At 57.4% G+C, this 23,525-nt stretch carries 22 protein-coding genes and 1 tRNA gene; 7 read left to right on the top strand and 16 right to left on the bottom strand.

The annotated features are described in order from the left end of the window. Window positions 1-41 precede the first annotated feature (41 nt). Together ACX5K5_RS03515 and ACX5K5_RS03510 are read left to right on the top strand one after the other, a co-directional pair. Complete coding sequence (locus ACX5K5_RS03515) at window positions 42-671, top strand: carbonic anhydrase (RefSeq protein WP_096256584.1); 630 nt, start codon at window positions 42-44, stop codon at window positions 669-671. A gap of 154 nt (window positions 672-825) precedes the next feature. Further along, on the top strand, window positions 826-2,238 hold the full coding sequence (locus ACX5K5_RS03510) for a class II fumarate hydratase (RefSeq protein ID WP_096256583.1): 1,413 nt from the start codon (window positions 826-828) through the stop codon (window positions 2,236-2,238). Between the two features lie 102 nt (window positions 2,239-2,340). Here the strand turns inward: ACX5K5_RS03510 and ACX5K5_RS03505 are convergent, their stop codons facing one another. Next, on the bottom strand, window positions 2,341-2,907 hold the full coding sequence (locus ACX5K5_RS03505) for a GNAT family N-acetyltransferase (RefSeq protein ID WP_096256582.1): 567 nt from the start codon (window positions 2,905-2,907) through the stop codon (window positions 2,341-2,343). 117 nt (window positions 2,908-3,024) lie between these two features. Between ACX5K5_RS03505 and ACX5K5_RS03500 the strand changes: the two genes are divergently transcribed. Then, entirely contained in the window at window positions 3,025-3,684 is a 660-nt protein-coding gene (locus tag ACX5K5_RS03500; protein WP_229677025.1) for a TetR/AcrR family transcriptional regulator, read from the top strand. A 47-nt stretch (window positions 3,685-3,731) separates the two neighbouring features. Then, entirely contained in the window at window positions 3,732-5,423 is a 1,692-nt protein-coding gene (locus ACX5K5_RS03495; RefSeq protein WP_096256581.1) for an MDR family MFS transporter, read from the top strand. A gap of 97 nt (window positions 5,424-5,520) precedes the next feature. Here ACX5K5_RS03495 and ACX5K5_RS03490 read toward each other — a convergent pair whose 3' ends face one another. After that, on the bottom strand, window positions 5,521-5,985 hold the full coding sequence (locus ACX5K5_RS03490; protein ID WP_096256580.1) for an NUDIX hydrolase: 465 nt from the start codon (window positions 5,983-5,985) through the stop codon (window positions 5,521-5,523). Window positions 5,986-5,989: 4 nt separating this feature from the next. Beyond that, window positions 5,990-6,484 carry a prepilin peptidase gene (locus ACX5K5_RS03485; RefSeq protein WP_096256579.1) on the bottom strand — a complete coding sequence of 165 codons (495 nt, stop codon included), beginning with the start codon at window positions 6,482-6,484 and terminating at the stop codon, window positions 5,990-5,992. Between the two features lie 84 nt (window positions 6,485-6,568). On the opposite strand from ACX5K5_RS03485, the gene ACX5K5_RS03480 reads away from it, so the two are divergent. Next, entirely contained in the window at window positions 6,569-7,363 is a 795-nt protein-coding gene (locus ACX5K5_RS03480; protein WP_188684370.1) for a hypothetical protein, read from the top strand. Here ACX5K5_RS03480 and ACX5K5_RS03475 read toward each other — a convergent pair. From ACX5K5_RS03475 to mca, 5 genes are all read right to left on the bottom strand, one after another. Then, on the bottom strand, window positions 7,360-8,673 hold the full coding sequence (locus ACX5K5_RS03475; protein WP_459175031.1) for an RNA 5'-3' helicase PhoH2: 1,314 nt from the start codon (window positions 8,671-8,673) through the stop codon (window positions 7,360-7,362). The two genes, ACX5K5_RS03480 and ACX5K5_RS03475, sit on opposite strands and share 4 nt — an antisense overlap. Window positions 8,674-8,930: 257 nt before the next feature. Further along, window positions 8,931-9,692 (bottom strand): isoprenyl transferase, encoded by a 762-nt coding sequence (locus ACX5K5_RS03470; protein ID WP_096256576.1) that lies wholly within the window; start codon window positions 9,690-9,692, stop codon window positions 8,931-8,933. A 99-nt stretch (window positions 9,693-9,791) separates the two neighbouring features. After that, window positions 9,792-11,900 carry a thioredoxin domain-containing protein gene (locus ACX5K5_RS03465; protein ID WP_346059891.1) on the bottom strand — a complete coding sequence of 703 codons (2,109 nt, stop codon included), beginning with the start codon at window positions 11,898-11,900 and terminating at the stop codon, window positions 9,792-9,794. 158 nt (window positions 11,901-12,058) lie between these two features. Then, entirely contained in the window at window positions 12,059-12,340 is a 282-nt protein-coding gene (locus ACX5K5_RS03460; protein WP_096256574.1) for a hypothetical protein, read from the bottom strand. A gap of 43 nt (window positions 12,341-12,383) precedes the next feature. Beyond that, window positions 12,384-13,250 (bottom strand): mycothiol conjugate amidase Mca, encoded by an 867-nt coding sequence (gene mca, locus ACX5K5_RS03455; protein WP_346059925.1) that lies wholly within the window; start codon window positions 13,248-13,250, stop codon window positions 12,384-12,386. A 207-nt stretch (window positions 13,251-13,457) separates the two neighbouring features. Here mca and ACX5K5_RS03450 point away from each other — a divergent pair, with 207 nt between their 5' ends. Then, window positions 13,458-13,877 carry a DUF4307 domain-containing protein gene (locus tag ACX5K5_RS03450; protein WP_096256572.1) on the top strand — a complete coding sequence of 140 codons (420 nt, stop codon included), beginning with the start codon at window positions 13,458-13,460 and terminating at the stop codon, window positions 13,875-13,877. A 290-nt stretch (window positions 13,878-14,167) separates the two neighbouring features. Beyond that, window positions 14,168-14,662 carry a transcription elongation factor GreA gene (gene greA, locus ACX5K5_RS03445; RefSeq protein WP_096256571.1) on the top strand — a complete coding sequence of 165 codons (495 nt, stop codon included), beginning with the start codon at window positions 14,168-14,170 and terminating at the stop codon, window positions 14,660-14,662. Between the two features lie 72 nt (window positions 14,663-14,734). Here greA and ilvA read toward each other — a convergent pair whose 3' ends face one another. The 8 genes from ilvA to ACX5K5_RS03405 form a co-directional block, all read right to left on the bottom strand. Then, window positions 14,735-16,006, bottom strand: a complete 1,272-nt coding sequence (gene ilvA / locus ACX5K5_RS03440) for a threonine ammonia-lyase (protein WP_096256570.1) — start codon at window positions 16,004-16,006, stop codon at window positions 14,735-14,737. A 4-nt stretch (window positions 16,007-16,010) separates the two neighbouring features. Further along, on the bottom strand, window positions 16,011-17,291 hold the full coding sequence (locus tag ACX5K5_RS03435; protein WP_188684357.1) for an AI-2E family transporter: 1,281 nt from the start codon (window positions 17,289-17,291) through the stop codon (window positions 16,011-16,013). A 116-nt stretch (window positions 17,292-17,407) separates the two neighbouring features. Then, window positions 17,408-18,232, bottom strand: coding sequence for a Bax inhibitor-1/YccA family protein (locus ACX5K5_RS03430; protein ID WP_188684355.1), 825 nt, complete (start codon window positions 18,230-18,232; stop codon window positions 17,408-17,410). A gap of 247 nt (window positions 18,233-18,479) precedes the next feature. Next, window positions 18,480-18,561 (bottom strand) — tRNA-Leu (locus ACX5K5_RS03425). Between the two features lie 118 nt (window positions 18,562-18,679). Beyond that, a complete protein-coding gene (locus ACX5K5_RS03420) occupies window positions 18,680-20,062 on the bottom strand; it encodes an NAD(P)/FAD-dependent oxidoreductase (RefSeq protein ID WP_096256567.1) in 1,383 nt (460 codons plus the stop codon). 251 nt (window positions 20,063-20,313) lie between these two features. Further along, window positions 20,314-21,849, bottom strand: coding sequence for a S8 family serine peptidase (locus tag ACX5K5_RS03415; RefSeq protein ID WP_382344639.1), 1,536 nt, complete (start codon window positions 21,847-21,849; stop codon window positions 20,314-20,316). A gap of 56 nt (window positions 21,850-21,905) precedes the next feature. Further along, window positions 21,906-22,829 carry a Ppx/GppA phosphatase family protein gene (locus tag ACX5K5_RS03410; RefSeq protein WP_170947873.1) on the bottom strand — a complete coding sequence of 308 codons (924 nt, stop codon included), beginning with the start codon at window positions 22,827-22,829 and terminating at the stop codon, window positions 21,906-21,908. Continuing rightward, window positions 22,829-23,521, bottom strand: a complete 693-nt coding sequence (locus ACX5K5_RS03405; RefSeq protein ID WP_459175030.1) for a DUF501 domain-containing protein — start codon at window positions 23,519-23,521, stop codon at window positions 22,829-22,831. The genes ACX5K5_RS03410 and ACX5K5_RS03405 overlap by 1 nt, the downstream gene beginning before the upstream one ends. Window positions 23,522-23,525: the final 4 nt, after the last annotated feature.

Below are 23,525 nucleotides of genomic sequence, written 5' to 3'. Positions count from 1 at the left end.
AGGTGGAAAGAACTTCTTGGCACCGGCGTAGAATTCGAATTATGGAATCTGAACACGGCAAATCGGCACTAACACCACAGCAGGCTTGGGAAAAGCTGACCAATGGTAACCAGCGATTCATCCTCGGCAACACTCAGCACCCCAACCAGGATGGCGCTCGGCGAGAGTCCTTGGTCGCCGGCCAGGAACCCTTTGCAGTAATTTTCGGTTGCTCCGATTCACGTCTTGCAGCAGAGATCATTTTTGATGTGGGCTTGGGAGATGTCTTCGTGGTGCGTACCGCCGGTCACGTGCTTGATCCCGCCAGCCTGGGATCTTTGGAATTCGCCGTTGATATCCTCAATATTCCGCTGATCGTCATTCTGGGTCATGACAGCTGTGGCGCGGTAACCGCGGCCATTGATGCCAAAGAGTCAGGCAATATGCCCAAGGGCTTCGTGCGAGACCTCGTGGAGCACATCATCCCGTCGGTATTTGCCGCAGAACGATCAAATATTACCGACGTTAACGGCACCGTTGTCGAACACGTCAAACAGACCACCTCGCGTCTGGTAGATCTTTCCAGCATCATCGAAACCGCCATTGCTGAGGGACGAACTGCTGTAGCAGGCGTGGCCTATAAGCTTGCCGAAGGTGAAGCTCAGTTAGTTTCAAGCATGGGCCTTGAGTAAATTTCAAGCCAAGCAGTAAGTGGTCCGCGGTTCACCCGCGGACCACTTTTGTTTAACCCTAAATTTATTCCCACTCTCTCTAACATCACTAGTGGTTGTGATGTTAGAGGCAGATCCCTTTTGGACATCGTCTTCTCGGCGTAGTGTGAGCCTCATGAGCAACAACGACGAATTCCGCATTGAGCACGACACTATGGGCGAAGTCCGGGTTCCGGCACAAGCTCTCTATCGGGCACAGACCCAACGCGCCGTGGAGAACTTTCCGATCTCTGGGAAAAAACTCGAATCGGCCCACATCAAGGCGCTCGCGCAGGTTAAAAAGGCTGCTGCCCATGCCAATCAGGCCTTGGGCGTTTTGGATGCCGAACGTGCAGACGCAATTGTGGCCGCCGCCGATCTGGTCGCCACCGGCGACTTTGACGAACATTTCCCCATCGACGTTTTTCAAACCGGCTCGGGCACCAGCTCGAATATGAACACCAATGAGGTTCTCGCCGAATTAGCTACCCGTGCTTTGAAAGAGGCAGGCAGCTCGACCGAGGTTCATCCCAACGATCATGTGAACGCCTCACAGTCGTCAAATGATGTTTTCCCGACCTCAGTACACGTAGCCGCCACCAATGCACTGGTTAACGAGCTTATTCCAGCCTTGGAATCATTGGCGATCTCACTTGAGTCCAAGAAAGCGGAGTTCAAGGATGTGGTGAAGTCCGGGCGTACACACCTTATGGATGCAACCCCGGTGACCCTCGGACAGGAATTTGGTGGGTATGCAGCACAGATCCGTTACGGTGTGGAACGAATTGAGGCTGCACTTCCCCGGGTAGCTGAGGTCCCGCTCGGCGGCACCGCCGTCGGTACCGGGATCAACACCCCCGAAGGTTTCCCAGCTCAAGTTCTGGAGTTCTTGCGCGAAGACACCGGGTTAGAGATCACCGAGGCACGCAATCACTTTGAAGCTCAGGCGAACCGTGACGGACTTGTCGAAGGTTCCGCTGCATTGCGGACCATTGCGATCTCGCTCATCAAAATCGCCAATGACCTTCGTTGGATGGGTTCAGGCCCCAATACCGGGCTAGGCGAAATCTCCATCCCCGACCTCCAGCCGGGCTCATCCATCATGCCGGGCAAGGTCAACCCGGTCATTTCCGAGGCCGCCATTCAGGTGGCCGCACAGGTAATCGGCAACGACACCACCATCGCGTGGGCAGGAACCAATGGGGCCTTCGAGCTGAATGTGGGCATCCCGGTGATGGCTTCGAACCTGCTCGAATCCATTCGTCTGCTGTCAAATGTATCGCGCGTGATGGCTGAGAAAATGATCGATGGGATTACCGCAAATGTGGAACGTGCTCGTTTCCTCGCCGAAGCATCACCGTCAATCGTGACTCCATTAAACAAGCTCATCGGGTATGAGAATGCTGCGAAGATTGCCAAGAAGGCTGTGGCCGAGGGTCTGACGGTGCGTGAAGCGACCATTGCTTTAGGGTTCGTAGAACGTGGCGAAGTCACCGAAGCACAGCTTGATGAGCTGCTAGACGTTTCGACGATGACCGGAAAGTACTAAAACCGCATTCCGCATTACCGCAAAGACTAAAAGTTGCTACGAGCCGGCCACCCTGGGACTTCCTAGTGTGGCCGGCTTGACGCGTTGGTCAACGGCACCGGCTTAGAGATCGATCCAATATCTTCGAACGGGCGCAACAGAACCAAATTGGGCGGCGAGCTCCTCGACTGGGAGAATTCTTTCGAGCCGTCCCCCGCAGGCCACAATCGTTTTTGCTGAACCAATATTTGAATCGTCGCAGGTCAGCAGCACCTGTCGCATCCCGCGGGTTCTAGCCACTTCAAGTATTGCCTTGAGTGCTTGTGCGGCAAGGCCTTCCCCGCGGGCACTCGGACGAATTCCATAACCAATATGCCCGCCGACGACTTGAAGGAAATCGTTGATCAGCGCATACCGCAGGCTTACCGCACCGAGGTATTCTTCATCCCGTTCCAGCCAGAGCGTGCACTGGTTAACAAATCCAGTCGGTGGCTGATGCTGTGTATCGGCAAGGTCGTTGAGCAAACGCACCCAGCGCGAGAAATCTTTAGGGCTCTTCAGGTCCCAACCGTATTTATCTGCCAAGAAGACCGAAGCGCCCTGTTGGTCCGCTCCATCCCATTCTTCCGTATTGCGAAGCCACGATTCATGCAGATGAGCGCTGGGCGGGAGCAGTCGTAGCGAGGTCATGGATCACAGCCTATTACGAGGCAACACACTCGCGCGAGCGTTCGGCTAACGAGCTGAGATTGTGTTCCCGATAACATAATTTGCACTGAGGTGCCAGTAGGTGCAAAACTGCATCTTGTGAACAATAGTGCAACTACCGGTACTGTCCCGGCTACCGCTCCAGCCGGGCTCAGCGCACGCATGCAAAAAACACGCCTGTCGATCACCCAACATGCACGCGAACTGACCGCAGAACACGGCTTTGCCGGGTTCACCGTCGACCAGCTCTGCGCTGGGGTGGGAATCTCACGGCGGACTTTTTTTAATTACTTCGCTGCAAAAATCGACGCCGTTTTCGGTCACGACGACGACGGAATCCCAGCCGATGCTTTAGACCGGTTCATGGCCTCGCGTCCGGCCGGAATCCAAGGGATCTCCCCTACCCTGCAGGCAGATCTTGTCGCCTTGTTCGTCGAACTGCTCAATCGAGACGAACAGGCCATCGGTAGCACCCAAGGATTCTTCGCCGCGGTACACCGTGAACCGGAGCTCTTAGAGCGGATGATCAAGGTCGGTCCCGAACGCCAGGCCGAATTCATGAAACTCATCGCCCAACGTGAAGGCGTTGAGGCTTCACACCCGGGACTTGAACTACTGGTTCATTCCCTGCAGTTCGCCACGTTCAAAGCCGTCGACCGGTATTTGGCCTCGGACAGCGAACGTTCATTGGCCGAGGAATATCTCGCGGTGCTCACTATGGGACGCGAGATTTACAGCCAGCCACTGACCCGCTCTTAACCGAGCGCCACCCCGCCCGACTCTCATATCTTGCAAGGATCCCACGCATGACTTCAACCACCGAATCCCGGAAATCCCCGGAATCGGCACCGTTGCTCCTGACGCAACGAAGGATTTGGATCATTTTCTCCGCGCTCATCGCCGGAATGATGCTTTCCTCCTTAGACCAGACCATCGTGTCCACCGCAATGCCAACCATCGTTGGACAGCTCGGCGGCGTCGAGCACCAGGCCTGGATCACCACCGCCTACCTGCTGGCCACCACCATTGTGATGCCGATTTACGGCAAGTTCGGTGACGTCCTTGGCCGTCGTAATCTCTTCCTTATTGCCATCGCGCTGTTCACCTTAGCTTCCGTAGGCGCAGCCTTCGCCGGAACATTCTGGACCTTCGTCTTCTTCCGCGCCATGCAGGGCCTGGGCGGCGGTGGCCTGATGATCCTCTCGCAGGCAATCATTGCCGACATCGTCCCGGCATCCCAGCGCGGCAAGTACATGGGCCCGCTCGGTGCTATCTTTGGCCTCTCGGCGGTTGCCGGTCCGTTGCTCGGTGGATTCTTTGTCGACCATCTGACCTGGCAGTGGGCTTTCTACATCAACATCCCTATCGGCATCGGCGCGTTCTTGATTGCTTGGTTTGCGCTGACCATCCCGAATAAGAAGTCCACCAAGAAAATCGACATTCTTGGTGTGCTGTTGCTGTCGATCGCAACTACCTGCCTGATCTTCTTCACCGACTTTGGTGGGTCGAAAAACCACGGCTGGACTGCTTTGGAAACCTGGGGTTGGGGCCTTGGCATGCTCACCGCGGCGGTGCTGTTCATCATCGTTGAAGCCCGCGCCGAAGATCCAATCATCCCGCTGTCGCTATTCAAAAACCGCATCTTCATCAACGCTACGGCGATCGGCTTTACGCTGGGTCTAGGCATGTTCGCGGCCATCGCCTTCGTGCCGACCTTCTTGCAGATGTCCTCCGGGACCTCGGCGGCCGTATCGGGTCTGTTAATGCTTCCAATGATGGTGGGCATGATGGGTACCAGCATTTGGTCTGGTATCGCCATCACCAAATCCGGCAAGTATAAGGGCTACCCGATTGCCGGTGCCCTGGTCACCGCCTTGGCCATGCTCGCATTCACCTCATTGAGCGCAAGCACCCCGTTGTGGCTTATCTGCGTGTACCTGTTTGTCTTCGGCACAGGCCTGGGCCTGATCATGCAAGTGGTAGTGCTTGTGGTGCAGAATGCGGTAGATCCGGCGATGGTCGGAACCGCCACGTCGACTAACAACTACTTCCGTGAAGTTGGCGCATCCTTGGGTGTGGCGATCTTCGGTGCGATGTTCACCAATAGACTTTCGGAGAATCTCACCGAGGTCTTTACGGCGTCCGGCGCGAGCGCGGCCGATGCGGGCAACGCGACGGCAACCTTGGACCCGCAGACCTTGGCCCAGCTTCCTGAGCAGCTACGCGATGGCATTGTCACCGCTTACGCTGACTCGTTGGCCCCGGTGTTCTGGTACCTGATTCCGTTTATTCTTCTAGCCTTCGTACTGGCACTGTTCCTCAAGCAGGTTCCGCTCTCGGACACCGCCGGTATGGTGGCACGTGGTGAGGCGATCGGCGGGCTGGAAGCCAAGGAACTTGAAGAGGCCGAGCGCGCTGCCAAACACGGTGGTGGAGTTCTGCTTACTGATCATGACTCACCAGCTAGTGACTCATCGGTGGAACATCCCAAGGAGTAGTCTGCTCTCAGCGGTTCATCGCCCCGTACGAGCGTCGCTATCCCCCAAAATTATTGGGTGGATGCGAACCGCTTCGTGCGGGGCGTTGGCGTTTATCTCAGGCGAAATATCCGCCGGGCTTCGGATTCAGTGCCCAGTCAATGGCTCGCTCATGCAGTGGTGGCAGGCTCGGGCGGTCGGAAAGTTCAAAATAACCGACTTCTAAATTCTCGTCATCGTTGATTCGTGCTTCGCCGCCCAGATGTATGGCCCGAAATACGATATCTAAATACTGCGCGTGGTCACCATTTGGATAGGTCGCTGGGGCGGTCACTCCCACTCCTAATAAATGCGTCAGCTCACAGCGCACCCCGGTCTCCTCCAAAACTTCACGGACCGCGGTATGCGAGGCTTCGTCACCTGGTTCAATGATTCCCGCAGGCAAGGTCCACAGTCCGTTGTCCACCCTGCGCACCAGCAACACCTGAGATCCGTTAAAAACCACGACCTTCACCCCGCTCAACCAGAGCAGGTCATGTCCAATACGAGTGCGCAGATCGGTGATGAATTCCGGAGTTGTCATGGCCCTATGGTGTCATAAGCAAAGCAAGTGCTGCACCTAGGATCATGAACGGGCCAAAGGCCACCGCGGACTTCGCGTTCAGTTTGCCAGCAATCATTCCACTCAGCACCACTAGGCTAGCCAGCACAAACGCGAACACACTGGCCAAGAATAGGGCAGATAAGGAAAAGTAGCCGACGTTCAGACCCAGCACTATCGCAAGCTTCACGTCGCCCATGCCCATGGCTCCACGCGAAATCAGTGCAAGTAGCAGATACGCCCCACCCAAAATGAGCGCTCCCAGCCCGGCATTGAGCAATGGAAGGTACTGCCCACGCACTATGCTCAGCCCCAGTAGAAGCACCGCACTCATTACTACCCAGCGAAGTAACAACCTGTTCGGTAGCCGGTGCTCTTTGATATCTGTTAGCGACAAAAGCACTCCGAAACAAAGGAAACTTGCGCAGAACAGCACCAGAGGTAGAGCGGTCCACAAAGATTCTTGCCAGAGCGTGATCATGTTTAGAGCATAGGGCCAGTACCTCAGGTGCTCTAGTACGATGTGCTGGGTTGTGAATAACGCGGGTGCTTCTACACTGGAAATATGATCACGTCAGCTTCCGAGCAGTTATTTCCCGATCACCCGGCACCTGATTCTGCCGCCCGGCGACGTTTCCGTGCGCTGGCCCGCTCCGCACCATGGTTGAGCACTTCCCTGCGACTGGAGCTAAATGTTCCTGAACACTTGGCCCAATCTGGTCTGCACGGCACGTTGGGTCTAATACTGCGTGGGCGCGAAGCCATCGCGATCAGCAACCACGAAGATACCGTCTGCTATCAACGTGAACTTTTTACTGCAGAACGAGGCCAAGACTACGTGGCTGCCACCGGCTCCTCCTGGTCCTTACCTGCCTCGCTAACGTCCCCGGTCTATACCGAGGACCATCTCATTGCCAGACGCCCGCAAATCGACGGCTATCAAGACTTGTTGCCCCTGGATTTCTTGGCATCCGTACTTGATCCCTATGAACTGGCGGGCACCGAGCCAGCTTCCCTGGATCTAGCTTTTGAACACCCGACCTACATTCATGAGCTCGCCGAAACGCGTAGCTCGCACGGACGCGCGCAACTTTCGGCGGTGCTCACCGCCGGGCATAATTACCATCCACGGAGCCCGGTGTTCGCTTTGGTTCCGGCTGGGACCCAAACACTGATCGTGCTGGATCTTGACACCGGAATATGTGTTGAACGCAGGGTCTTAGGCAGCAGCGAGGCCCCGCTGGGTATCACGGTGTTGGCGAAAAATGAGTACTATATTGACTCTCTGTTTACCAGCCCCACCCCAACGATGACCGATGTGCGCGCACACATCCCGTGGACGGTGCGCGCCGCACCTTAGGTCAGCGGACCGTCCAGCATTTCGGTGACCAGCGCGGCGATAGCCGAGCGTTCCGAACGCATCAGGGTCACATGCCCGAAGAGGCTATGGCCCTTAAGCTGCTCAACCACCGCGGAGACCCCATCATGTCGTCCAACATGCAGGTTATCTCGCTGTGCCACGTCATGGGTGAGCACTACCTTCGAGTTCTGCCCGATCCGGGAAAGGACCGTCAGCAGCACATTGCGTTCCAGCGACTGCGCTTCGTCGACAATCACAAAAGAATCGTGCAAGGAGCGCCCACGAATGTGGGTCAGTGGCAACACTTCGAGCATGCCGCGTTCGAGTACCTCATCTATGACGTTCTTAGACACGATGGATCCGAGAGTATCAAAGACCGCTTGGGCCCAAGGCCCCATCTTCTCCCCTTCGGAACCAGGCAAATAACCAAGCTCCTGGCCACCGACCGCATAGAGCGGGCGGAACACCGTGATCTTACGGTGTTCGCGGCGTTCGAGCACCGCTTCCATCCCGGCACACAACGCAAGCGCGGATTTTCCGGTACCTGCGCTGCCACCCATCGACACGATTCCCACGTTGGGATCCATCAACAGGTCCAGAGCAATACGCTGCTCGGCGCTTCTTCCATGCAAGCCGAATGCCTGAAGGTCGCCACGGACCAGCTTAACGGTGTCAGCCGTGACCTTGCGCGCCAACGCGCTGCCTCTAGGCGAGGTAATGACAAAGCCGGTATTGATCGGGCTTTGGCTGGCTTCGGGGAGATTGATGAGCTTTTCGGACTCATACAGCGTGGCCATGCTCGCCTCGTCCAGCTCCAGTGATTGCACCCCGCTCCATCCGGTGGAGGCGATCAATTCATTACGATAAACCTCGGCGTGGATACCAATCGCGGAGGCCTTGATGCGCATCGGCAGGTCCTTGGTCACCAGGGCCACGTCCTGGCCCTCATCAAGCAGGTGCTTGGCCACCGCAAGGATGCGCGTGTCGTTCTCCCCCGACCGCATTCCCACGGGCAAGACATTGGCGGCAATATTGTTCAGTTCAATGCGCAGCGTGCCTCCGGCGTCGGAAACCGGAACGGCTTGGGAAAGTCCCCCGTGGCTGGCGATCAGTTCATCGAGCAGGCGCAATGCTTGGCGGGCAAAAAAGCCCAGGTCCGGGTCTTTGCGCTTGTGTTCCAGCTCGGTAATGACTGTCAACGGGATCACCACGTGGTGCTCCTCGAAGTGGAACATCGCTTTCGGGTCCGACAACAACACCGAGGTGTCAATGACGTATGTGCGGACGGCCGAGTTGGTAGTTCGGGTCATAACAGCGCACCCATTCTCGAATCCGGCGTGGGGAATCTCCCCACGCTTTAGTGGGAAGTCCCGCTACCGGATGCCAAGGGTGAACCACGAATCGCTTCGTGAGTACGCCGCATCTTGTCATCTAGTGAGGAACCTTTCGGTCTGCCGGGACTGTGATGTCCCGCCATATGCTCACCATAGACCGCTTACTGCTCCAACAGGTTACAGCAAAGTATCATTTTCGGAAACGATCAATACTTGCCAACTCAGCGGACGTTTTAAGCGCCGAAACGACGCTGCCGATCGGCAAAGTCACGAAGCGCGCGTAAGAAATCGACGCGGCGGAAGTCCGGCCAGAGGGCCTCGCAGAAATAAAACTCCGAGTAGGCGCTTTGCCACGTCAAGAAGCCGCTCAGGCGTTGCTCACCGCTGGTGCGAATCACCAGATCCGGATCCGGCTGGCCTTTGGTGTACAAGTACGATTCAAGTTCATCGATGCACAGCGATTCGCCCACCGAATCCAACGAACGCCCATGTTCTGAGGCATCGCGCAGCAAGGACTTGATCGCGTCGATGATTTCACGTCGCCCGCCGTAGCCAATGGCCACGTTGACGTGGACTCCGGTCCGTTGAGCGGTGCTTGCTTCCAGCGCTGCAAGCTTCGCCGCGAGCTCCTCGGGCAGCACGTCCACCGCACCAACTTGCTGCACCTTCACCTGGTTCGTTTCGCCCAACCGATCCAGCGTGTTGCCGATGACTTCCAGCAAATCACGCAGCTCACTGGGTTCGCGGTTGAGGTTGTCGGTGGAAAGCATGTAGAGGGTGACTACCTTGATGCCAAGGTCCTCACACCATTCGAGGAACTCAAGGATCTTATCCGCGCCGGCCTGATGGCCTGCCATGGTGGGGCTACCTGCTAATTTCGCCCAGCGGCGATTGCCATCAACCATGACACCAATGTGGTGGGGCAACTTGTCACCGGGTAGCGACTTCGCTAGGCGCCGTTCGTAGAAACGGTATACAAGAGAGGGAAGACGCACCGGGTTCCTCGCTTTCGCACACGTTCAAAAGTTTTCTTGAAACTAAATCTATCGTGTTTCCCCCACAACACCGTGCAGCCAAGCATCCGCAGCTAAGGCTTATTCACCTGCCAACAAAGTCAACAACGAGGAAACATCGTGCACCGGAAGATTACATTGCGACAGCCGGCAAGGCTGAATTTCTAGGTCTTGTGTCCCGGAAGTGGTCTGCGCAGAGCTCCGGACTTCGATCCCCAGGCCCCGGCATAAGCTCAGCAAATGGTGGCGCTCGGCTGAGCCTGCGCCGTTTAACTTCACATAATGAACCGCCGAGCCGAGTACCGACTGCACCTCAAGTGCGGTCGCTACCTGGGTGGGAGCCTGACCGGCGAGCGCCACACCGTGAGCGCTAAGCCGGTGTGCCAGGTCAAATTGTTCCTGGCCCGAATCATCAAAATTTTCGTCGGCCATCCGCTGGATAGCTAACCGGCTCAATGCCTTGGCATAGAGCGCGGCCGCAGCAGGAATAGCGTCGTCGAGTACCGTCACCGGGGCAATCTGTGAACGTTGTTTGCTCAAGCGGTCATCCAAGGCCAAGGCGTCGCGAGGAATCCCGGTCTCCAGATCGATGAAGCATGCGGTCTTTTCGATCAAGATGCCAGCGCGTTCCTGCCACACGCTGTAGCGCGGACTCTGGGTCAGCGCTAAGAACCCCAGGGTAAGCCCGGCATAGTCTTCTAAGGTCCCCTCATTATTTGCCGAACGTTGACCGGCAAAGCTCACTCGCGCCAGCGTTTGGCTCTGCGCATCCCAGTGCACCTCCCATAGCGTGGTGGCAACCTGTTCGGCTAGCTGGGCGAGCTGTGGTTCATCGAGTAGCTCTCCTGCTTCGGCGAGCGCTTCAATGGCGAGACCATTCCATCCGGCGATGATCTTCTCATCGCGTCCCGGGCTTGGCCTGGTGGCGCGCACGGTGCGCAGTTCGGCTCTGAAGGCATCCCAAATTTGTCTCTCGCCGTCAACCGGGATCCGGGTCAACGAGACGTGGTAGTACCCCGGATCTTCGGCGATGCCAGCTAATCGCACCAGGTCCGCGGGCAGCTCGACACCTGCTCGGCGCACCGCCTGAAGGCATTCTTCTCTGGTGAACGTATAGGCTGCACCTTCGACGCTCGACGTGCCGCGCAGCGAGTCTGCGTCCAGCGAAGCGGCAAAAGCGCGGTGGGGCGCACCGGCTTCGGAAGTCAAGAGGTCGTTGCTCAAGAAGCTCGCCGTATCCAGAGCCGCTTGGCGGGCTAACTGCGCTAACTGTGTGGCTCGCTGCGACTGCTGGGGATGCTGCTGCGCAAACTGCGTCGCGAAGACCGCGGTCCGCGCGCATAAAGAAAGCAAGCCGGCGTTGTCGTAGAGCATTTTTTCAAAGTGCGGGATCGTCCAATTTTCATCCACACAATATCGGGCGAAGCCTCCGGAGAGATGATCTCGCAGACCCCCCAGCAGTATCGCTTCTAAGCTTGTCGCCAGAGGTTCAAAGGCTTCGGCACCGAGTTCGCCGTCCAGGAGCACCGTGCGCCACATGGTCTTCAGTGCCCAGGTGGGTGGGAACTTTGGTGCAGGGGTGAAGCCGCCCTCGGCTTTGCTCGTTGCGATCCAGTGACGGCTAGCCTGGCGCAGGGCCTTGGCAGCTGTGGAGTCCATGCTCATCGTCAGCAGGGCACCTTGCCGTGACCCCAGTTCGGCGAGGTGCTCAGCGAGCATCTGGGCTTGCTCTTCGAGTCCCTCTCGGTGCTCTTCCCACCCCTGATGGACGGCGTCTACTACTTGGGTGAAGGACGGAACTTTTCCGCGAGGCTCACTCGGATAATAGGTGCCCGTATGGAAAGCGCGTCCGTCGGGCATCGCGAAGATCGTCATGGGCCACCCTCCGGCCCCCGTCAGCGCCTGGGTTGCCATCATGTAGGTGTCGTCGACCAACGGGTGTTCTTCGCGGTCCACCTTGATGGAAATAAAGTTATCGTTGAGTTTCCGGGCGATCTGCGGGTCATCAAAAGATTCATGGCTCATCACGTGGCACCAGTGGCAGGCCGCGTAGCCGATGGAAAGCATCACCGGCACGTCACGCAGGCGAGCCTGTTCGAAGGCTTCATCTCCATAGGGCCACCAGTCAACCTCTTGATGCGAGTGCTGGCGGAGGTAGGCGCTGGAGCTATTGGCGATTCTTTGTCCCATAGCGCCATTCTGCCTCACCACGCCGCCAAGGTGTCCTTGCTCACCTCCAATTCGGCCGAAGGCTGAGCGATTGATGTACCTCGCGGGAAAAAACAGGCCCCATGCTGACCTTTCACAACGCGGTGGGTCAGCATGAGGCCTGTTCCAGGCTCTGTGGCCTAGCTGTCTTCGGAGGTTTTCGGATCCACTGGATCGCTAGGCTCTTGAACTGGTTGGTTCTCGCCCTTGAGCATCAGCTCATTCTGCTTGGATTCGGCTTCCGAGGCGTAACGGACACGACGGACGCGGCGCACCATGTCACGAATCAGGAAGATCACTGCCAGTGCCAGAAACGCGGTGAACACAAAGCCGAGGAAACCCGGGCCATAGCTGTTCTCCTCCAGCGCTTCGTTCTGTACGTTGGTACTCGCAACCATCATGGTCGCGTAAATCGCATTCACGGTGTGGGGACAACTCTTTTCTGGAACTGGAAGGTACGTGGTTCTATCTTAGTCCGGCAAACAGATCTGTCTCGGGCAGCTGTGTCGCAACCTTCGACGAGATCAGCGTGTAATCCTCCCACGGCCATGACTCGGCATAAATATGCTCTGGCACCGCGAAGAAGAATCCCTCCGGGTCAATCTGCGTTCGGTGCGCTAAGAGTGCCTGATCTCGCAAGGTGAAATAATCTGCGCAGTGCACCTGGGTGGTCGTGGTGTGTGGCGAAACCCACTTGAACATTTCGTTCTCTTCGTCATTTTCCCACTTTGCGACGCGCTCGGTGTAGGGGGATTCGTAGCCGCCTTCCAACATCGCGTAGTGCAGGGTACGCAAGCGATCCGACGAAAACGCGCGGTCGTAGTAAAGCTTGTCGACCTCCCACGGCTCCCCCAGCTCGGGATACAACTGCGCGTTGCCAGCCTGTTCGAAAGCGAAAGCTGAGACCTTATGACAGTGGATATGGTCCGGGTGAGGGTACCCGCCGTTTTCGTCATAGGTGGTGATGACGTGCGGGCGGAACTCGCGAATCAACTTGATGATGCCGGCCGCAGCGATTTCTACCGGCTGCAAGGCAAAAGCACCAAATGGGAGTTCCGGCAGCGGGTCACCCTCGGGCAGGCCCGAGTCGACATAACCCAGCCAACGGTGCTTGATGCCCAAGACCGAGGCAGCTTCAGCCATTTCGGTGCGGCGGACCCCCGGTAGATCACGATGCGCGTGCGCGAGTTCGCCAACGGCAGCGTTCAGGATGTCCCCGCGTTCGCCACCGGTGCAGCTGACAACCATCACCTCTGCGCCGGCATCAACATAGGCGGCCATGGTGGCAGCACCCTTTGATGACTCGTCATCTGGGTGGGCATGAATCGCCATGAGACGCAGCCCCTGGGACGGCGCTAACTTCTTCACGTCGTGAATCTCCACGTAAACTCTTCCTTCTGCACTGTGAACAGGCCGGCATGCCGGCATGGCATGCCATCAATGACAACTCTCACGTAGCCCTACGTTATTCCCTGAAGGCCCGGCCGGTAGACTAGAGACACCTCATAGTCGACGGCAGAGAGTAGTACAGGGCAAGCAATGTCTGATCCAAGCTTAACGGCTCGCTACAACAACCCCAACAAACGCCCGCTGGCTAAGCGCACCCGTAATTTGCTCATCGGTGGCGCGTTGAGCCTCGGAGTCGTCGGAGCGGCCTGGGTTGGCTTCAGTAATTTTAGTGCCATCACCGCCCAAGACATCAATTTTTCGGTGCAATCCCCCTCGCAAGCCACAGCGGTCTTCGAGGTCGAATACAACTCCAAGCACCGACTGCAGTGCGATGTCCGCGCAATGAATGAGTCAAAGGCCACCGTGGGGTTTAATACCGTCCTGCTTGAAGCGACCGACCCCGGGGTACTGACCACCAAGCGTCTGACGGTGCCGATGCACACCGATAATCTTGCGGTAACCGCCGGCGTTGAGTCTTGCTACAAGGTGCCGAACGAGTTCACCAAGTAATAAAGCAGGCAATCTTCAACCTCAGAGCTGAACGCATTGGGATTATTTCCCAATCGCGACTATTATCGTGGGAAAGTACGTTTCACCCCGCATCGGTTTGTGCGCCCAGTTGAAGATCAACTGGAACAGGAGCCTAGCGGGGTCTTTGCTTGCATCCGCCGAATTTCGACAGATCACTAATTCGTACCGAATCTGATTTCTTCAACGCCACCGCAGGGTGGCGTTTGGCTTTACCGCCCAACATGGACGGTACACATAAGAAATCCCTGACTGACCAAAGGAAGTACAACGTGAGCACCAACAGCAACGAACCTGTCGTGTGGCTGACTCAGGAGGCCTTCGACCGCCTTCAGACTGAACTGACCTTCCTCTCCGGTCCAGGTCGCACCGAAATCGTCGCCCGCATCGAGCAGGCACGTTCGGAGGGCGACCTCAAGGAGAACGGTGGCTACCACGCTGCTCGTGAAGAGCAAGGCAAGGCCGAGGCCCGTATCTTGTACCTGAAGGATCTACTACGCCGCGCCCATGTTGGCGACGCGCCTGCAGATGACGGAGTCGTCGAGCCAGGCATGCTGGTAGTTGCCACCATCGCCGGCGATGAGACCACCTTCTTGTTTGGTTCCCGCGAGGTTGCTGGCGACAGCGACCTCGAGGTCTACTCCGAGCAGTCCCCTATCGGCCAGGCTGTTCATGGCAAGAAGGTTGGCGACAAGCTGACTTACACCGCGCCTAACGGACGCGAGATCGCCGTGGAGATTGTTTCTGCGACACCTTTCGAGGGCTAATCCTCCTCCTATTAAATGAGTGGCTCGACACCCCGGGGTGTCGAGCCACTTTTTTAGGCTAATTTTGTTCTGCTAGGCGACCGAACCACCGGCACTATTGGTGATGTGCGGATCAAAGCCCTCTGCCCGCAAGTTATCCAGTACCTGCTCGGAGTGCTTATGCCCCTTGGTTTCCAAGTCGATGGTGATGGCCACGTCCCCCATGGACAGCGAGCCGCCGATCCGCGTGTGGTCCAAACGCGTCACGTTGGCATCGGATTCGGCAATCACCCGGGAGATGGTGGCCAGTGCGCCGGGGCGATCTGGCAGCATGATGCGCACGGTGAGGAATCGTCCCGCGGCGTTCAAACCACGCTGGATTACCTTGAGCATCAGCAGTGGATCAATATTGCCGCCGGAGAGGATCACCACGGTCGTGGCCGGGTTGATTCCATGCTCCTGCAAGCGGTCTTCCAAGAGCGCGGCAACTCCCACGGCTCCAGCTGGCTCCACGACGAGCTTGTTGCGCTCCAGCAGTACTACCAGTGCTTGTGCAAGCGCGTCCTCGGAGACCGTAACAACCTCGTCAACGAGTTCCTTGATGATCGCGAAGGGCAGCTGGCCTGGCTTGCCGACGGCAATGCCGTCGGCAATGGTGTGCACGGTATCCAACGGGACCAGCGCATCGGCGGCCAACGACGGCGGGTAGGCTGCGGCGTTTTCGGCCTGCACACCCACAACCTTGATTTCGCGGCCAAGCTGGCGGGCCTTTTCCTTGATCGCAATGGCAACACCGGCAAGTAAACCGCCGCCGCCGACACCCATCAGCACGGTCTCCACCTGGGGAAGCTGCTCCAGGATCTCCAGGCCAATGGTGCCCTGTCCGGCAATGATGTCCGGGTGGTCAAAGGGATGCACAAACACGGCACCGGTTTCATCAGCGAATTTCTGCGCCTCGGCCAAGGCCTCATCGACGGTGTCACCGTGCAGTACCACCTGCGCTCCGTGGTCTTCGGTGGCCGCCAATTTTGGCAATGCCACCCCTCGGGGCATGTAAATGCGTGCCTTGATCCCCAGATGCGATGCCGCTTGAGCCACACCTTGGGCGTGGTTGCCCGCCGAGGCAGCAACCACGCCACGGGCGCGCTCTTCGTCGGTTAGTTTGGCCATGCGTACGTATGCGCCGCGGATCTTGAAGGAGCCTGCACGCTGCAGGTTCTCGCACTTCAAGAATACTTCCGCTCCCGCGTGCAGAGAGAGGACTCGGGAGTGCTCAATGGGGGTGCGGGCGATCACTGGCTGGAGCACCTTCGCGGCTTGTTCAATATCGGCCAATGTCACAGGTAGTTCCGGCTTGCTACTCATCTATCTAGTCCTCAGTTGCGATGTGCTCTGGGCGCTCACGCGCCGGCAAAAGTTCGGGGGATTTTTCGGTGGATGGCTCCGGAGGGGCGTGAGGGTCTTCGCCTACCCCATATTGATCGCGGACGAACGGGTCATCGTCCCATCCGCGTCGAGCCAGATATTTCACCACCGCATTTAATACGGCCATAATGGGTACCGCGAAAAGGGCGCCGGGAATGCCAGCAACCATGGTGCCTCCGGCGACAGCCAGGACAACCGCCAGCGGGTGCAGGCTCACCGCTTTACCCATAATCAGCGGTTGCAGGATATTTGATTCAGCCTGCTGCACCAGCAAAACTACGCCGAGCATGATCAGGGCATTGACCCAGCCGTTGGCTACCAGCGCCAGCAGGACAGCTAGGGCGCCGGTTACCAGTGCACCGATAATTGGAATGAAGGAGCCGATAAAAACGATGATTCCCAACGGCATGGCCAAAGGTACGCCCAGGAAGAAGGCACCAAAGCCAATGCCGACCGCGTCAATGAATGCCACCAAGAGCTGCACTCGGACATAACTGACCAATGCGGACCAACCGCGGGTCATCGCGCCGTCCATGGCAGGCCGCGCACGGCGTGGCAGGAGGTTGATCAGGAAAAGTCCAATCTTCCGGCCGTCGAGAAGCAGGAAGATCAAGGTAAACAGCGCCAGCAATACGCCGGTGAGGATCTGGCCTAAGGCCGAGCCCCAGCTAATGGCTTCGCTGAGGATATTTGTCGCGTTGGAACGCAGTTCTCGCAGTGCATCGTCGAAGACGTTTTGCAGGTCAGCGTTGGTTAGTTGCAGAGGTCCGGTGAAGAGCCACGTTTGAATCTGTTCCACGCCGACAATGGCTTGATTCCACAGCGCAGCAAATCCGGCGGTAAGCCGTTGTCCTGCCATCGACAGTCCGCTGATCACCAGCGCCAGGAAAGCAATGACGGTGATCGCTACGGAAAGTACACGCGGTAGCGCCAGTTTGCGGTTCAGCACGTGGACGACAGGTGAAAGCAGGCCAGTGATTAGCGCCGCAATCATTACCGGGATGAGCAGCAAGGACAGCTTTGAAAGCAACCATACGAGCACGCCAACGGCGGCAACCACCACGAGGAAACGCCAAGACCACCAGGCCGCTAAACGCATCCCGTAGGGTGTATCTTCGGCCTCGCGGAAATCCAGGTTCGCCGATACAGGGGCCGGATGCCCAGCCGTTTTGGCCGGCAACACCACGCGGAACCGACGCAGTCGAGACAGCCGATTACTCTTCATCCCTCTAAGTTACCGTGACTTCGACACCCAACCGGGATCCATGTCGGAATTGTGACATAAAAAATAGAACCAGTGCCCTTATTGGGCACTGGTTCTAGAAATTTATTTCAATATGCTTATTCGTCGCCACGCAGAATAGCCAGAATGCGCAGAATCTCCAAGTAGAGCCAGACCAAGGTCATGGTCAGGCCGAAAGCACCGCGCCAAGCCATGATGGCCGGGGCTCCCTCACGGGAAAGCTGCTCAATCATGGTGAAGTCCGAGACCAACGCATAGGTTGCCAGCAGTACAGCCACAGCTCCAATGACCAGACCCAAGACACCGCTGCGCATGCCGAACATGCCGTCGACGGTGCCGGTCATCATCATGACCATGTTGGCCAGCGAGAAGACAACCATGCCGATCATCGCGATCATGAACATCTTGTTCAGTTTCGGCGTCATCCGGTACTTACCCGAGCGGTACAGGGCCAGGGTCACGCCGGCGACACAGAAGGTCGCGACGATTGCTTGGATAGCGATGCCCTCGTACATCCGCTCAAGGAACCCGGACAGTCCACCCAGGAACAGGCCTTCGGCTGCCGCGTAAAGAAGAATCAAAGCCGGTGACGGCTTTTTCTTGAAGACGTTCACCAGACCGAGTACGAAGCCAATCAATGCACCTGGCAGCATCAGTGCTGGTACGGTCCAACCTACGGCGGCACCTACAACAACCAGCGCCAAGCACAGGATGGTCTTGTTGATGGTGTCGCCAATGGTCATGCGACCGGTGTCTTGGCTGTTGGCCGACGGCTGCTGGTACATTCCCTGCAACTGTTCGGCGCTGAGGTTGCCGGATTCGTGGAATCCGACCGGGCTGCCTGCATTGGAGCCGGTGCCCCAGCTTGCAGACTGGTTCTTGGAACCGAAGATCGGGTTACCGCTCAACCTAAATTCCCCCATAAGTCGTAAGTTTAAGTGCAGAATGGTGTTCTGCTGTGTATAGATGATCTTATTTGGGTTTGCTGTGAATCGGCTCAGCCATAGGGATGATATCGATATATTTCAAGCGAATTATGCCTAGAGCGTGCCAGTGAGTCACGCTCGGAAGAAATCCTGCCCGCAGCACTTGATCATGAGTCTATTCCGGGCAAAGCAAAAGACCTCTGCATCCTTATAAACAAAGGGATGCAGAGGCCTTTTTCACAAGTGCCCCCAGTGGGACTCGAACCCACAAGCCTTTCGGCAGCTGATTTTAAGTCAGCCGTGTATGCCAATTCCACCATGAGGGCAAGACTCTAAAATCTTACGCGATAACTTCGCAATTTCTGAAATTACCGCACCGCTTGATGCCACAGGAGCCAGAATTCCTTCCGGCTCCTGCGGCCAGCGATCGTCGATCAGCGAAACTTATTTAGCGGCTGGAGCCTTTTTTGGCTTAGCCGATTCTTCGAAAGCCGCACGCGGGGTCTCAAGGTTGTTCAGCTGCAGTGCATCGCGCGAGAAGAACCACGCAACCATCCAGTCGCCTACGACGCGGAATTTGCGTTCGAAGGTTGGCATGGCCATACCGTGGTAACCGCGGTGAGCCATCCATGCTGGCCAGCCCTTGAGCTTCAGGCCAAGAACCTTTGCCACGCCCTTGTTGCGGCCAAAGCCTGCAACTGCGCCGAGGTTCTTGTGCTTGTATTCCTTGACGGTGCCCACACCGTAACGCAAAGCGTAGAGGTTCTTCGCCAGCAACTTCGCCTGGCGTACCGCGTGCTGTGCGTTTGGCACGCAGGTACCGTCCGGCAGGCCGCCGGTGACGTCCTTGACGGCCGAGATGTCGCCGGCAGCCCATGCGCCTTCCAGCGGGTTGCCGTTCTCGTCCTTGATACGCAGGTCGGTGCGGGTCTCGATGCGGCCGCGCTGCTCGATCGGGAAGTCGGTGGAACGGACCATTGGGTTCGCCATCACACCGGCGCACCAGATCAAGGTGTCTGATCCGAAGGTTCCTGCTGGGGACTTGTCAGCCATGTTGATCAGCTGCAGGACACCGTCGGTGGCATCTGCCAGCGAGGTGTTCAGCAGAACCTCGATACCGCGGCTACGCAAGTGGTCAACAACCCACAGTGCCTGCTCTTCGGTAACTTCTGGCATGATGCGGCCCATGGCCTCAACAAGAACGAAGCGTGCTTCCTTCTCATCGATGCGATCGTTGAGCTTGATCAGGTGACGAGCCATGTCTTCCAGCTCGGCGATGGTCTCGATGCCGGCGAAGCCGCCACCGACCACTACGAAGGTCAGGGCACGCTTGCGCGCTACCGGATCAGTCATGTTCGATGCGGATTCGATACGCTCGGCAACCTGGTTGCGCAGCGCTACGGCCTCTTCGATGGTCTTCAGGCCGATACCCGCGTCGCCTAGTCCCGGAATCGGGAAGGTACGAGTGATCGCACCTGCAGACATCACAATATCGGTGTACTCCAGCTCGAATTCTTCGCCACTCACGGGAGCGACGACTGCCTTCTTTGCTGCGTGGTCAATACTCAGCACCCGACCGTTAACCAGTTCGGAGTGCTTCAAGTGCGCACGGTGGGAAACCACAACGTGACGCGGTTCAATCTGGCCACCTGCAACTTCTGGCAGGAATGGCTGGTAAGTCATGTATGGGTTCGGGTCTACGACGGTGACAATGCCACCGTGATCCTTGACCTTCTTCTGCAATTTCATCGCGACGTAAAGGCCAACATAGCCACCGCCAACGACAAGAATGCGCGGACGCTTCTGGGAGCTTTCGATGATCGACATATTCCTTATTCTACGCGGGTTTTCGGAGTTAGTGAAAACATTCACTAACTTTCTGTGTTGGCTTCGTCTCCAGCCACGCACACGGTCTGCACGCAGTCCGGCCCAACCTACTTTTAGTTCATCACGCACACGAGGTTTTCTGCTGATTTCGGCTCCCCCTGCACCACCGTTTTCACGGCGGTTAACGCATCGTGGCGACAGACAAACGAGGAATATTTCTACGTTTATCTGCCGCCACAACGTTGCGTCAACTATTTTTCATCTTCGGGAATCTCGTCGAAGAAATCACGCCCATCGTTTGGTTCATCCACCGGGAGTTTACTCAACGCGGCAAGTTCAACCTCACGAATCTTCTTCTGCCGGCGCGCACTGACCCCTATTTGAGTTCCGCCGAGCAGAAGCGCGAGCAGTAGCAACACACTGCCGCCAACAACGATTACCGGCTGCAAGACCGGAGTCGAGTCATCAGGAAGGATAGGTTTTGGTGCGGCCACCGGGTTGAGTGTGGACTTCTCCATGGACACGCCCGGATCTGGGGCCTCGGTGGTGCTATCGACATTGCGACGGTGAATTCGAATCCATTCAGTAATGGTATTCAACGGGTTTTCTTTAGCCACCGGCACATTCGCGGTCACGGCTGCATGGGCATCAATAATTCCGTAGCCATACAGGTTATCCACGCCCGGTGCCCCGGTGTCCTTAGCGGTCTGCAAGATTCGATTGATCACCTGCGGGGCTTTCATCTGTGGATGCTCCGCACGGATCAAGGCAGCCACTCCGGCGACTAACGGAGCTGCACCGGATGTTCCGGACCAGCGGGCATAACCACCGCCTGGCAAACCACCGACAAGTTGTTCAGCCGGAGCGGCGACACCGATGGAGATGCCCTCCGTGGAGGAATCTTTCGATGCCTTGCCCGACTCGTCGACACCAGCGACGGTCAACACGCCTGGGATTGTCGCCGGGGCGCCAACCTGGCTCATTCCACCGGAACGGTTACCGGCGGCGGCCACGATCACCACGTCCTTATCTTCGGCGTATTTGAACGCGTCGTCCCAGCTCTCGGGCCATGCCGGAGAGGTTGATCCCAGAGACATATTGATCACCTTAGCGCCGGAATCAACCGCCCAACGCACTGCCTTAGGAATCTGTTCTTCCACCGGAATGCCCGCAGGGTTGTCCCCGCCCATCCACAACGAGACCGAAAGTAGTTCCGCCTCCGGAGCCACGCCAAGTACCCCATCGTTACCTGCGCGCAGAGCAGGGATCTTCTCGTATTCGGGTTCCTTGGGGACCTCTACCTTTTCTTCGTCGTCCTCTTTGTCTTTATTTTCATCTTCGGCGTGTTTCTTCGCCTTTTCCCACGCGGTCTTTAACCGTTCGTTCTCGGATTTAACCCGTTCAATTTCTTGCTTGTTATTTCCGCGGCCGCCCAGCAGCGTAGCCACGAGCGTGCCGTGTTCGCTCATCACGCCGATCGGTTTGTCACCTTGTGGTCCGCCGGAACCGGACATATCGGCGCCACCGGTGACCGCCCCCTTCAGATCGGGGTGACTGGTATCAATACCAGTGTCAATGATGGCGACTTTAACGCCTTTGCCCTTGGTGACCTTGTGCGCTTCGCTAATTCCGCGTGCTTTGAGCCAGTACTCGCTACTGCGAATGTCGTCTGCATGAGCCGGAACGGCACCAACAAAGGTTGCGCTGATCAGCAACGCCGCGAGTACGGCGGCTATCCAAGTCCGCGCCACAACGGGTTTACCGGTTCTCATGTAACCCACAATCATCTCCTCGCAAGGGGGCTCCGGCACACCTAGCCGGTAGGGCAAAGTGTTGCAGTTGACTAGTTTCTCGCGGCCGAAGCCGCAATTCCATCGAGAATATCGTGTTCTGAAGCAATCAACGTCATTGGACGCTGCGCGCTAGCTCGTTCAAGGTAATCCAAGATGCGTTCCACGATTAGCGCTCCCGCCTGAATCACATCAACGCGTCCAGGATGCATGAACCCTAAGGCTTCGCGCTGTTCTCGGTTATAGGAGAGCATTTGCTTGGTGGCACGACGCATGTCACTAAAGCTCAGTTCGGCTCCGTGAATGGCAGCCGAGTCATAAGCGCTGAGTCCCAGGGCCTGCGCGGTCAGCGTGGTAAACGTCCCCGCCACCACAATCACCGCGTCAACTTCTGACACATCAACACGATTTTCCAGGGTGGACAGCGTCTGATCGATAAACTCGACCGCGTCGCTGAGCTGGGCAAAGCGTTCGGTAACCCGCACGCAACCCATATCCAGGGAGGTAGCCGCCAACATTCCAGATCCGTCACCGAGCACAAACTCGGTCGATCCTCCGCCTAAGTCGATGACCAGTATCTTGCCATCTTTGGCTTCGCGGACCGAGGCGGCACCGGCGAATGACAGGTTTGCTTCCTCATCTCCGGTGATCACCTCCGGGGTGACACCTAGCAGGTCGGTGATGGTGGAGAGGAAAACATCACGGTTTGACGCGTCACGGGCGGCGCTCGTCGCAGCAAAACGAATCTGCTGGACTTCATGCTCATCACACAGTGCCTTGTATTCGCGAACCGCTGCAAAGGTACGTTCCAAAGCCTCGGGGGCAAAGCCGCCGGTCGCATCAACGTCTTGGCCCAGACGTACTATGCGCATGGTGCGAAGCACGTCGCTTAGCTGCATACCGCTGTCGGTTTCGACAGAGTCGGCGATCAGCAGACGGATGGAGTTGGTACCGCAATCAATTCCCGCGACACGCATTAGGCTTGATCCGCTTCGTTGGCTTCATGCTCTGCACGCTTACGTGCACGTTCGGCCCGTTTGACGGAAGGGTCAACCTTTTCCTGAGTCTTCACATGACGTGAACGATCCTGGCTCGGCGCCTGGCCAGTAGTCTCCCACGCACCTTCACAGAAGCATTTGTCTTTAGTCCACCACTCGGCGATCTGAGCGATTGCCTCATCTCCGAGTGGGTTAACACCTTCGCCAGAGGCCAAAGCGTGACCGACCAGTACGTGCAAACATTTAACTCGGGTTGGCATGCCACCAGCAGAGACGCCGGCGATCTCCGGGACCTCACCGGTGCCCGAGCGTGCGCCGATAGCATCACGGTTTGCTAGGTAAGCCTCATGGGCCAACTCGTAGTCGGCAGCCAGCTGTGTGTCATCACCTAGGCGTTCGTTCATTGTGCCCATCAGTCCCGCTGCTTCCAGCCGAGACACCGCGGCGGTAATCACCGGGTGCGTCAGGTAGTAGGTGGTGGGGAACGGGATGCCACTGGAAAGCCGTGGTGCCGTGGTCGCTACCAAGGGGTTGCCACAAACGCAGCGTGCACCAATTTCCACCACGTCACGTACCGGACGGTTGAGTTGGCGGCTGAGCGTGTCTAGGTCCTGTTCGCTCGGAACTCGTCCGGCGGCGTCGAGGGCTTCGCGGATGGGCTTATCAGTCAAGTTT

Source organism: Glutamicibacter bergerei (assembly GCF_054495185.1).
The sequence above is the reverse complement of the archived record's forward strand: the minus strand, read 5'-3'. Positions and strand labels throughout refer to the sequence as shown.